At 68.0% G+C, this 11,444-nt stretch carries 8 protein-coding genes and 2 pseudogenes; 3 read left to right on the forward strand and 7 right to left on the reverse strand.

From position 1 onward, the window contains the following. Window positions 1–15 precede the first annotated feature (15 nt). The 3 genes and pseudogenes from ADBZ6K_RS21625 to ADBZ6K_RS21635 all read right to left on the reverse strand — a co-directional run bounded on the left by ADBZ6K_RS21625 (window position 16) and on the right by ADBZ6K_RS21635 (window position 4,271). Entirely contained in the window at window positions 16–792 is a 777-nt protein-coding gene (locus ADBZ6K_RS21625) for an SDR family NAD(P)-dependent oxidoreductase (RefSeq protein WP_526350507.1), read from the reverse strand. A gap of 38 nt (window positions 793–830) precedes the next feature. Next, window positions 831–1,706, reverse strand: coding sequence for a trehalose monomycolate transport factor TtfA (gene ttfA / locus ADBZ6K_RS21630; protein ID WP_526350509.1), 876 nt, complete (start codon window positions 1,704–1,706; stop codon window positions 831–833). Between the two features lie 82 nt (window positions 1,707–1,788). Further along, window positions 1,789–4,271: pseudogene (locus ADBZ6K_RS21635) on the reverse strand (ATP-dependent Clp protease ATP-binding subunit). 189 nt (window positions 4,272–4,460) lie between these two features. Here ADBZ6K_RS21635 and ADBZ6K_RS21640 point away from each other — a divergent pair. The 3 genes from ADBZ6K_RS21640 to ADBZ6K_RS21650 are packed head-to-tail and all read left to right on the forward strand — an operon-like array spanning window position 4,461 to window position 7,272. After that, window positions 4,461–5,126, forward strand: coding sequence for a GAP family protein (locus ADBZ6K_RS21640; protein ID WP_526350511.1), 666 nt, complete (start codon window positions 4,461–4,463; stop codon window positions 5,124–5,126). Window positions 5,127–5,184: 58 nt separating this feature from the next. Next, complete coding sequence (locus ADBZ6K_RS21645; protein ID WP_526350513.1) at window positions 5,185–6,351, forward strand: FAD-binding oxidoreductase; 1,167 nt, start codon at window positions 5,185–5,187, stop codon at window positions 6,349–6,351. An 18-nt stretch (window positions 6,352–6,369) separates the two neighbouring features. After that, on the forward strand, window positions 6,370–7,272 hold the full coding sequence (locus tag ADBZ6K_RS21650; protein ID WP_526350515.1) for an aldose 1-epimerase: 903 nt from the start codon (window positions 6,370–6,372) through the stop codon (window positions 7,270–7,272). Between the two features lie 124 nt (window positions 7,273–7,396). On the opposite strand, the gene ADBZ6K_RS21655 is transcribed toward ADBZ6K_RS21650, so the two are convergent. The 4 genes and pseudogenes from ADBZ6K_RS21655 to dnaK all read right to left on the reverse strand — a co-directional run. Beyond that, window positions 7,397–7,771 (reverse strand): heat shock protein transcriptional repressor HspR, encoded by a 375-nt coding sequence (locus tag ADBZ6K_RS21655; protein ID WP_526350517.1) that lies wholly within the window; start codon window positions 7,769–7,771, stop codon window positions 7,397–7,399. Then, window positions 7,768–8,943 (reverse strand): molecular chaperone DnaJ, encoded by a 1,176-nt coding sequence (dnaJ, locus tag ADBZ6K_RS21660; RefSeq protein ID WP_526350519.1) that lies wholly within the window; start codon window positions 8,941–8,943, stop codon window positions 7,768–7,770. The genes ADBZ6K_RS21655 and dnaJ overlap by 4 nt, the downstream gene beginning before the upstream one ends. A gap of 24 nt (window positions 8,944–8,967) precedes the next feature. Next, entirely contained in the window at window positions 8,968–9,633 is a 666-nt protein-coding gene (gene grpE / locus ADBZ6K_RS21665; RefSeq protein WP_526350521.1) for a nucleotide exchange factor GrpE, read from the reverse strand. Then, a pseudogene (dnaK, locus tag ADBZ6K_RS21670) lies at window positions 9,630–11,444 on the reverse strand (molecular chaperone DnaK); the annotation flags it as partial. The gene grpE and the pseudogene dnaK, both read right to left, overlap by 4 nt.

Here is an 11,444-nt window from a genome sequence, read left to right on the forward strand (position 1 = left end):
GTGCCCGCACCGGGTTCAGGTGCGGCCGCGGCCGGTGGCGACCATCTTGTTGAGCCTGCGCAGTACGGACCGCGGTGTCATCCGCATGGCGGCAGTGAGCGCCTTGTACTGCAGCCCGGGGATGATGACGACCCGGCCCTTGGCCACGTCGGCGAGGCAGTCGCGGACCACGTCGGCCACCTGCAGCCAGGCCAGCGACGGGGTTCCCGACATGTCGATGCCGGCCCGCTCGTGGAACTCGGTCTTGACGAATCCGGGGCACAGCGCATGGACCGTGACGCCGGTGCCCGCCAGCGCGTTGGCGAGGCCCTCGGTGAAATACACCACCCAGGCCTTCGACGCCGAATAGGTCGACCCGCGGCCGGAGGCGAACGCCGCGACGCTGGCGACGTTGATCACGGTTCCGGAGCGCGCCTGGAGCATGGCGGGCAGCGCGGCATGCGTCAGCTGCATGACCGCGGTGACGTTTACATCCAGCTGGGCCTGCAGGAGGTCGAGATCGGCGGTCCAGAACTCGCCGGAAGTGCCGAACCCGGCATTGTTCACCAGAACCTGCACACCCGACGCGAGCCGGTCGGCCACCCGCGCCCGGTCGGCCGCGACGGCGAGGTCCGCGGTGAGCACCTCGACGTCCGCGCCGGCCTCGTCGTGGAGTTCGGCGGCCAGCCGCTGCAGACGTTCGGTGTCGCGGGCGACAACGACCAGGTCGTAGCCGTCGGCCGCGTACCGGCGGGCGAAGCCCTCACCCAGCCCGGACGTCGGCCCGGTGATGAGTGCGACGGGGCGTGGCATGCCGACAGCGTACTCAGCGCCGTCCGCGGCGCTGACCGCTACCGCTGCAGATTGGGCGACTGGTGCCCGTTGCGGGCAGGCGGAGGTCGCCGCCCGGCCCCTTCCGACCGGGCCGGCGGCACATCGGAGCGGGTCTGTGTTTCGGCGTGGGACTGCGTGTAGCGGGCAACGTCGGCGCGCCCCGGCGGCAGATCGGCGCGGCCGGGCGGCAGTTCGGACCGAACCGGAGCTGGCGCCAGCGGCCTGCTCGGTGATCCGCTGCGCCGGGCGATCGCCTGCGCGGCCCCACCCGGTGGGCCGTTCTGCGGTACCGGCGGCAGCACCCGAAGCAGGTCGTTGAACTGGCGGACGGTCCGCAGACCCTCGTCCCACTGCGCCCTCGTGCTGGTCACCGGCATGCTGACCAGCGTCCAGTTCTGCTCGTTCCACATGATCTCGGCGCAGTCGGGCGCCGTGTGGGCGAACGTCACCATCCGCCGGTCGCAGGCGCGCCGCGCCGCGTCGAGGTTGGTCGAGTACACCATCCGCGGGCCGATCGCTCCCAGCAGCCAGATGTCGTTCTCGCGCGGCTCCTTGATGCCCTTGAGCCGCAGGTCGACGACGACGTTGGTACCCACCTTGCGGTGCAGGGCGATAACCGTTGCGACGTCCTCGAGATCGAAGATGAACACCGCCTCGCCGCGGATCTGTCCGAGCACGACGTTGCGGGCGGTGACGTCGCCGACCGTGGACATCACGCCGCGCTTCCAGCGCTTGAGGATGTCGCTGGATTCGTGTTCGTAGTCGAAGCCGTGCGACTTCGCCCAGGATTTGCGGCGGCGGCCCAGCCCGCGCCGACGGTCGATGTCGACGTAGAGCAAAACGGCTGCACCGACGAAGCACAGCGCGGACAGGGTGAACCAGAGCGGAACCATCGCCGCCTAGCCTAACGGCTGAGAAGGCGTTCGCCCGAACTCGAGCACATCACAACCTCGTCTCGGCCCCCCGCTACGCGCCTCAGCCCAGCACCAACGAGTCCCCGTCGGCGCTCACGTTGACGGGCACCACGTCCCCGTCGTGGATGTCGCCGGCCAGCAGCATCTTGGCCAGCTGGTCACCGATGGCCTGCTGCACCAGCCGCCGCAGCGGGCGGGCGCCGTAGAGCGGGTCGAATCCGCGCTCTGCCAGCCACTTCTTGGCGGGCAGCGAAACCTCGAGGGTCAACCGCCGCTGGGCCAGCCGCTTCTGCAGCTGCTGCAGCTGGATGTCGACGATCTGGACCAGCTCCTCGGGATTGAGTCCGTCGAAGATGATCACGTCATCGAGCCGGTTGATGAACTCGGGCTTGAACGACGCCCGCACCGCCGCCATCACCTGCTCCTCGGAGCCGCCCGCGCCCAGGTTGGAGGTCAGGATGAGGATGGTGTTGCGGAAGTCGACCGTGCGTCCCTGGCCGTCGGTCAGCCTGCCCTCGTCGAGCACCTGCAGCAGCACGTCGAATACGTCCGGATGCGCCTTCTCGATCTCGTCGAACAGCACCACCGTGTAGGGACGCCTGCGCACCGCCTCGGTCAGCTGACCACCCTGGTCGTAGCCGATGTAGCCGGGAGGAGCACCGACCAGCCGAGCCACCGAGTGCTTCTCGCCATACTCGCTCATGTCGATGCGGACCATCGCCCGCTCGTCGTCGAACAGGAACTCCGCCAGCGCCTTGGCCAGTTCGGTCTTACCGACCCCGGTCGGGCCGAGGAACATGAACGAGCCGGTCGGCCGGTTCGGGTCGGCGACGCCGGCGCGGGAACGCCGCACGGCATCGGAAACCGCCTGCACGGCCTTGCGCTGCCCGATGACGCGCTTGCCGAGTTCCTGTTCCATGCGCAGCAGCTTGGCGGTCTCGCCCTCAAGCATCCGCCCGGCGGGAATGCCGGTCCAGGCCTCCACCACCTCGGCGATGTCGTCGGGGCCGACCTCTTCCTTGAGCATCACACCCTCGCGCGCTGTGCCCTGGCCGGCGGCCAAAGACCCTGCCGCGTCGAGCTTCTTCTCGACCTCGGGGATGCGGCCGTACCGCAGCTCGGCGGCCTTGGCCAGATCTCCGTCGCGTTCGGCTGCCACCTGAGTGTGAGCTTCGCTAGCTTTTCTTGGAGATCAGCCAACTCTGCGCGCAGCTTCTCCAGCCGGTCCTTGGAGGCGTCGTCCTCCTCCTTCTCCAGCGCCATCTCCTCGATCTCGAGGCGACGGACCAACCGCTCGACCTCGTCGATCTCGACGGGCCTGCTGTCGATCTCCATGCGCAGCCGGGAGGCGGCCTCGTCGACCAGGTCGATGGCCTTGTCGGGCAGGAAGCGCGACGTGATGTAGCGGTCGGACAGCGTGGCCGCCGCGACCAGCGCGGAGTCGGTGATGCGCACGCCGTGGTGCACCTCGTAGCGGTCCTTGAGGCCGCGCAGGATTCCCACGGTGTCCTCCACCGAGGGTTCGCCGACGAACACCTGCTGGAACCGGCGCTCCAGGGCGGCGTCCTTCTCGATGTACTTGCGGTACTCATCGAGGGTGGTGGCACCGACCAGGCGCAGCTCGCCGCGGGCCAGCATCGGCTTGATCATGTTGCCCGCGTCCATCGAGGAGTCGCCGGTCGCACCGGCACCCACGATGGTGTGCAGCTCGTCGATGAAGGTGATGATCTGCCCGGCCGAGTTCTTGATGTCGTCGAGGACGGCCTTGAGGCGTTCCTCGAACTCACCGCGGTACTTCGAGCCGGCCACCATGGACCCGAGGTCCAGGGAGACGACGGTCTTGTCGCGCAGGCTCTCCGGGACGTCGCCCGCGACGATGCGCTGGGCCAGGCCCTCGACGATGGCGGTCTTGCCGACGCCGGGTTCTCCGATGAGCACCGGGTTGTTCTTGGTGCGACGGCTGAGAACCTGCACCACGCGCCGGATCTCGTTGTCGCGGCCGATGACCGGGTCGAGCTTGCCTTCGCGGGCCCGGGCGGTCAGGTCGGTGGAGTACTTTTCCAGCGCCTGGTAGGTGCCCTCCGGGTCCGCGCTGGTCACGCGGGCACTGCCACGCACCTTGACGAACGCGTCGCGCAGGGCCTGCGGGGACGCACCATGGCCGCTGAGCAGCTTGGCGGTGTCACTGTCGCCGCTGGCGAGGCCGAACAGCAGGTGCTCGGTGGAGACGTACTCGTCGTCCATCTCGGTGGCCAGGTGCTGCGCTGTGGTGATCGCCGCAAGCGACTCGCGGGACAGCTGCGGCTGGCTGCTGGAGCCGCTGGCGCTGGGCAGCCGGTCGAGCAGCCGCTGGGCCTCCGTGCGGATGGTTGCGGGTTCGACGCCGACGGCCTCCAACAGCGGGGCGGCGATGCCATCGTTCTGGGTGAGCAATGCCATCAACAGGTGGGCGGGGGTGATCTGGGGGTTGCCTGCAGCGCTGGCCGCCTGCAACGCCGAGGTCAGCGCCGCCTGGGTCTTGGTCGTCGGATTGAACGAATCCACGACTACCTCCGATCAGTCTTGTGGGGGTTGAGCAAAATGCTTGTCGTCTGATGCAACGTCGTCAAGGTTGAGTCTGTTCCGCTCAACTTTAGCTGAATTCCGGCTGCCGGTGTGAATCCGCACACGTCTGGCATCACGGCGACCGGGCGATCGGCGGCAAAACCCCTGCGGATTCGCTACGTTGCTCGCGTGACGAGTCTGGGTTCGGAACTGTCCGAACTTCTCCCCCTCGCGTTGATCATCGCGTTGTCGCCGTTGTCGATCATTCCAGCGGTCCTCATCCTGCACACGCCGCGGCCCCGCCCGGCGGGCCTGCTTTTCCTCGCCGGCTGGCTCGTGGGTCTGGCCGCCCTCACCGCGATCTTCGTCGGTGTTTCGGGGTTGCTCGGCGGCGTCGGCACCACGCCGTCCTGGGCGTCCTGGCTGCGCATCGTCGTCGGTGTCGCGCTGATCGTCTACGGCGTCTACAGCTGGCTGACGCGGCACAAGAAACCGCACCAACCCGGGTGGTTGCGTCACATCACCGAGGCGGGACCCAGCAAGGCACTCATGCTCGGTGCCATCCTCGCGGTCGTCAACCCCAAGGTGCTGTTCGTCTGCGTCGCCGCCGGACTGGCGATCGGCAGCTCGGGGCTCGCCCCCCATCAAGTCTGGCTGGCGACAGTCGTGTTCGTCGCGGCGGCGGCCTCGACGGTGGCCCTCCCGATCCTGGGGTACGCCGTCTCCGGTGACCGGCTCGACCCCGCGCTGACACGGCTCAAGGCGTGGATGGAGAAGCACAACGCCGCGATGGTGGCCGTCATCCTGGTGTTGATCGGGATTCTGCTGCTGTACAAGGGAATTCACGGGCTATAGCCCAGGGCGGCGCTCCGGCCGAACAGGCCCTCCGCGGGCTGACCTAAACTCGGGCGGCGTGGGACTGGACGACCGCGACGCACTGGGCGCGCTGCGCGATGCGGTCGACCCGCGACACGGATCGGAGGAGTTGATCCGCCGGTTCTACACCCGCTGGTTCGCCATCGATCCCTCGGCGCGGGATCTGTTCCCGCCGGATATGGCTGCCCAGCGAGCCTCCTTCGCCCAGGCGCTGACCTGGCTGTTGGGGGAACTCATCGCCCAGCATGCCGAGGAGCCGGTGGCGTTCCTGGCCCAGCTGGGCCGCGACCACCGCAAATACGGTGTGACACAGCAGCATTACCAGACCATGCAGGATGCACTCCTGTCGGCGATGCGCAGTCACCTGATCGAACGCTGGGACACCAGGATCGACGAGGCCGCCCGCGACACCGTCGACCTGATCGTCGGGGTGATGAGCGGGGCGGCCGACGCCGAGCAGAGCCCGCCCTACTGCGACGGGACGGTGATCCAGCACGTCCGGGCCACCCGTGACGTCGCGGTGATCCGGCTGCAGCTCGACACTCCGCTGCAGTATCACCCCGGCCAGTACGTCACCGTCCAGGTTCCCCAGTTGCCGCGCCGGTGGCGCTACCTGAGCCCGGCCATTCCCGCCGACGGCGGCGGCGCCATCGAATTCCACGTCCGCTCGGTGCCCGGGGGCATGGTCAGCACCGCGATCGTCGGCGAAACCCGCCCCGGCGATCGGTGGCGGCTGTCCAATCCGCATGGCGCCATGCAGATCGACCGCGAAGACGGCGACGCGCTGCTCATCGCGGGCAGCACCGGGCTGGCGCCGCTGCGCGCGCTGATCATGGACCTGGCCCGGTTCGGCGTCAATCCGCGCGTGCACCTGTTCTACGGCGCGCGCTATCCCTACGAGCTCTACGACCTCAAGACCCTGTGGCAAATCGCGTCCACCAACCCATGGCTGTCGGTGACCCCGGTCTCCGAGTACAGCACCGACCCGCCCTGGGCGGCGGACTACCCCGATCCGCGGCCGCCGCGCGGGCTGCACGTCCGCCAAACCGGCACGCTGCCCGATATCGTCACCAGGTACGGCAGCTGGGGCGATCGCCAGATTCTGGTCTGCGGCGGACCGCGCATGGTGCAGGCGACGAAGGTCGCGTTGATCGCCAAAGGAGCGCCCCCACAACGCATCCATCACGATCCGCTGGCGAGCTGACCGTGACACAATCGGGCCATGGCCGACCTTGAGAGCGTCACGCTGCGTGACCCGTCGTCACCGCTGACGGCAACTTTCGTACCCAACGCCGGTTTGATCGGCACGTCGCTGAACGACGACGGCGTGGAACTGCTCGGCCAGCGGCGCGGCCTGAAAGCCTACGTCTCCAATCACCGCACGATGGGCATCCCGATCCTGTATCCGTGGGCGAACCGGTTGAGCAGCAACGGCTATGGGGTGGACGGAGCCGTGGTGACACTGACCCCGGGGACCGGTGGTGTGCGCACCGACCAGCACGGCGTCCCGATCCACGGAGTGCTGGCGGCGTTCCCGGACTGGACGGTCGTGACGCTGCTGGAATCTCAGCTCACCGCCGAACTCGACTTCGGTTCGCGGCCAGGACTGCTCGCCAGTTTCCCGTTCCCGCACCGATTGACGGTCGACATCACGCTGATCGATCGCACCTTGACCGTGCGCACAACAGTGACTCCCACGACCGACGCCACGGTTCCGCTGTGCTACGGCTATCACCCGTACCTGCAGCATCCCGATGTACCACGGTCGGAATGGATCGTCGAAACCCCGGCGATGCGGCTGCGTCCGGTCAACGCCTGGGGCATCCCGACTGGCGGGATGGAGGCCTCCCCCGCGGTCAGCGAGGCGCTCGGCGACACCTTCGTCGACAACGGCTATGACGAAGTGCCGCCCGGCGCGGTGTTCGCGGTGTCTGGCGGCGATCGCCGGATCGAGGTGGTCCTGGAGAAGGGCTATCCGGCGGCGCAGGTCTTCGCACCCGGCGACGACGAGGTCATCTGCTTCGAGCCGATGACCGCGCCGACCGATGCGCTGCGCCGCGGCGGCTATCGGGTCGCCCGGCCCGGCGAGCCCGACGAATCGGTGTTTGCGATCCGGGTGCGCTGAGCGCGCTCCCCGTTTGCGCCTCCGCGCGTCCCGTTTGCGCCGAGGGTGACCCCACGGCGGGATTCCCGCCGGATCACCACCCTGGCGTTACCCTCGCGGGCCGCCGATCAGCAGCTACGGGGGATCAGCGCCGCTGCCACAGGACAAGCGCCGTGCTCTTGGGCACGACAGCGACGTCGCGGCGCTGGTTGGCGCGCAATTCCTCGATCTCGCTCGCCATCTCGACCAGCCGCGACCGCAGCGCCTCGACCTGATTGGTCAACTCGATGATGCGTTTGATGCCTGCAAGATTGACGCCCTCGTCCTGCGACAGCCGCTGCACCTCACGCAACAGGTCGACGTCGCGCTGCGAGTAGCGCCGGCCTCCGCCCGAACTACGACGGGGACTGACCAGACCGAGCCGGTCGTAGGTGCGCAACGTCTGGGCGTGCATACCAGCCAGCTCGGCGGCCACCGAGATGAGGAATGTCCTGGCCTCCTCGTTGGATCGCTCGCTCATCGGGACCCAGCCCAACCGGCCCGCGGGTCGAATCCGCTCGCACGTTCGGCCTTCGCGTAGGCTTCCAGCGCCTCGGCCGCTTCGCCTTCCAGGCCTGGCGGCACAGCGACTTTCACGGTGACCAGCAGGTCGCCGTGGCCACCGGAGCGCTTGGGCACACCCCGCCCGCGGACGCGCAGGATACGGCCGTCCGAGGTGCCCTTGGGTACCCGAACGCCGACCTTGCCCTCCAGCGTCGGAACCGAAAGCGTTGTGCCCAAGGCTAATTCGTGGAAGCTCACCGGGACGGTGACAGTGAGATCGTCGCCGTCACGGCCAAAGACCTTGTCCGGACGGACATGCACGGTCACATAGAGATCGCCCGACGGCGCGCCGCGCAGGCCGGCCTCACCCTGACCTGCGAGTCGGATCCGCTGGCCGTCCTCCACGCCGGGCGGGATCCGCACGTTGATGGTGCGGGTCCTGGTCGTCACGCCGGTGCCGTTGCACTCTTGGCACGGGTGCTCGATGATCGAGCCGCTGCCGCGGCATTCGGTGCACGGTTCGGAGAATCCGAACGCGCCCTGATTGCGGCTGACGACGCCGGCGCCGTTACAGGTCGGGCACACCTTGGGGCTGGTGCCCGGACGCGCTCCGCTGCCGTGGCAGTTCGTACATGGAGCCGGGCTGGTCAGCCGCAGCGGCATGGCCACGCCCTTGGTGGCCTCCATGAACGACAGCTCGGTCTCGGTCTCGAGATCGTTGCCGCGACGCGGACGGCTCGGACGGGGTGACCCGCCGCGGCCGAACAACCCGCCGAACAGATCACCGATGTTCGCGCCGCCGGTCTGCCCCGCGGCATCGAACAGATCGTTCAAATTGAACTCGACGCCATCCCCGCCGAATCCGCCGAATCCTTCGCCCTGGCCGCCGTAGCCGCGCCGACCGAACCCGCCGCCCGCGAACAGGCGGCGGGTTTCGTCGTATTCCTTGCGTTTCGCCGTATCCGACAACACACTGTGCGCCTCGGAGACCGCCTTGAATCGCTCGGCGGCATCCGGGTCGGGGTTGGTGTCGGGGTGAAGATCGCGCGCCAGCTTTCGGTAGGCGCGCTTGATCTCATCCTGGCTGGCGTCAGAGGAGACGCCGAGCTCCTTGTAGAAGTCCTTCTCGACCCACTCGCGTTGGGCCATGCCGCGTCACCTCCTTACCTTTGACTAGTTATCTGATTCTGCTGTCTGTACGCCCGACACGGCGGAGGTATCCGGCGTGTCGGTTTCCGGTACGGTGTCGACCACGCCGACGAGGGCGTGGCGCACCACCTGTTCACCGACCCGGTAGCCACGGCGCATCACCGTGCCGACGACCGGATGGGTGCCTTCGCCTTCGTGCTGGACGGCCTCGTGCAGCGCGGGATCGAACTCGTCGCCCTCTGCACCGAACCCGGACAGACCGAGGCCCTCAAGCACACCGACCAGCTTGTCGGCAACCGCCTTCAGCGGGCCGGACTCCAGGTCACCGTGGCTGCGGGCGCGATCGAGATCGTCGAGCACCGGCAGCAGCTGGGTGACCACGGTCGCCTTGGCCCGATCGGCGGCCACCTGCTGATCACGCAGGGAGCGCTTGCGGTAGTTGGCGAAGTCGGCCTGCACCCGCTGCAGGTCGGCGAGCAGTTCCGCGGCCTTGTCCTGCTCCTCGGGGGACTCGCCGACGAACGCGTCCGGCCCCGGCCCGCTGGGGGCCGAGTCGGACACGTTCTGCCCGCCGGAAGTCGCCTCGGGTCCTTCCGCGCCTCGCGTGTGCGATCGAACCTCGCCGGTCTCCGGATCGATGCGCCGTTTGTCGGTGACGGTCACCGGCTCGTGCGAATCGTTCTGACTCACTTGTTCTCCCGGTCGTCCTCGACCACCTCGGCGTCGACCACGTCGTCGCTGTCATTGGCAGCGCCGCCCGGCGTGGGTCCGGCAGCCTGTTCGGCCTGGGTGGCCTCGTAGATGGCCTGACCGAGCGCCTGGCTCTCCTGGCCCAGCTTCTCCATCGCCGTCTTGATCGCGGAGATGTCGCTGCCTGCCAGCGCCGTCTTGGCGTCGGAGATCGCGGCGTCGACCTTGGCCAACGTGTCCGCGGGAACCGCCGATCCTGCTCCAGACTCGCGAGCCTCACGCTGTTCCTTGACGAACTTCTCCGTCTGGTACACCAGCGACTCGGCCTGGTTGCGGACGTCGGCCTCCTCGCGGCGCTTGCGGTCCTCCTCGGCGTGCGCCTCGGCGTCCTTGATCATCCGGTCGATCTCTTCCTTGGACAGGCCGGAGCCTTCCTGGATGCGGATCGTGTTCTCCTTGCCGGTGCCCTTGTCCTTGGCGGTGACGTGCACGATGCCGTTGGCGTCGATGTCGAAGGTGACCTCGATCTGCGGGACACCGCGCGGGGCCGGCGGGATGCCGGTCAGCTCGAAGGAGCCGAGCAGCTTGTTGTGCGCAGCGATTTCGCGCTCACCCTGGAACACCTGGATCTGCACCGACGGCTGGTTGTCGTCGGCCGTGGTGAAGGTCTCCGACCGCTTGGTGGGGATGGTGGTGTTGCGCTCGATGAGCTTGGTCATCACGCCACCCTTGGTTTCGATGCCCAGGGACAGCGGGGTGACGTCAAGCAGCAGAACGTCTTTCACCTCACCCTTGAGCACGCCGGCCTGCAGCGCGGCGCCGACGGCGACGACCTCGTCGGGGTTGACGCCCTTGTTGGGCTCCTTGCCGCCGGTGAGTTCCTTGACCAGATCGGTCACGGCGGGCATGCGCGTCGAGCCGCCGACCAGCACCACGTGGTCGATCTCGGACACCGAGATGCCGGCGTCCTTGATGACCGACTGGAACGGCTTGCGGGTGCGGTCCAGCAGGTCCTGGGTGATGCGCTGGAACTCGGCGCGGGTCAGCTGCTCGTCGAGGAACAGCGGGTTCTTGTCGGCGTCGACGGTGATGTAGGGCAGGTTGATCGAGGTGCTCTGCGAGCTCGACAGTTCGATCTTGGCCTTCTCGGCCGCCTCGCGCAGCCGCTGCATGGCCATCTTGTCCTTGGTCAGGTCGATGCCCGAGGTGCCCTTGAACTTGTCGACCAGCCATTCGACGATCCGGTCGTCCCAGTCGTCGCCACCGAGGTGGTTGTCACCGGAGTGGCGCGGACCTCGACGACACCGTCGCCGATCTGGAGCAGCGAGACGTCGAAGGTGCCGCCACCGAGGTCGAACACCAGGATGGTCTGTTCCTTCTCGCCCTTGTCAGGCCGTAGGCCAGACCGCCGCGGTGGGCTCGTTGACGATGCGCAGCACGTTGAGTCCGGCGATCTGGCCGGCCTCCTTGGTGGCTTGACGCTGCGCGTCGTTGAAGTAGGCGGGCACGGTGATGACCGCGTCGATGATGTCCTCGCCGAGGTATGCCTCGGCGTCGCGCTTGACTTCATCAGAATGCGCGCGCTGATCTCCTGCGCGGTGTAGTGCTGCCGCCGTCGATCTCGACGGACCAGTCGGTGCCCATGTGCCGCTTGACCGAACGGATGGTCCGGTCGACGTTGGTCACCGCCTGGTTCTTGGCGGGCTGACCGACCAGCACCTCACCGTTGCGCGCGAACGCGACGACCGACGGGAGTGGTGCGGAAACCCTCGGAGTTGGCGACGACGACGAAGTCGCCACCCTCCAGAACC

It is taken from the genome of Mycobacterium sp. (genome assembly GCF_044223235.1).
GTDB lineage: Bacteria > Actinomycetota > Actinomycetes > Mycobacteriales > Mycobacteriaceae > Mycobacterium.

What these genes read in the sequence shown, in the direction of transcription:
- ttfA (WP_526350509.1), bottom strand. Translation starts at nt 1,706, where the DNA reads ATGGTTCCGCTCTGGTTCACCCTGTCCGCGCTGTGCTTCGTCGGTGCA.
- ADBZ6K_RS21655 (WP_526350517.1), bottom strand. Translation starts at nt 7,771, where the DNA reads ATGAGCGAGCGATCCAACGAGGAGGCCAGGACATTCCTCATCTCGGTG.
- dnaJ (WP_526350519.1), bottom strand. Translation starts at nt 8,943, where the DNA reads ATGGCCCAACGCGAGTGGGTCGAGAAGGACTTCTACAAGGAGCTCGGC.
- ADBZ6K_RS21625 (WP_526350507.1), bottom strand. Translation starts at nt 792, where the DNA reads ATGCCACGCCCCGTCGCACTCATCACCGGGCCGACGTCCGGGCTGGGT.
- ADBZ6K_RS21650 (WP_526350515.1), top strand. Translation starts at nt 6,370, where the DNA reads ATGGCCGACCTTGAGAGCGTCACGCTGCGTGACCCGTCGTCACCGCTG.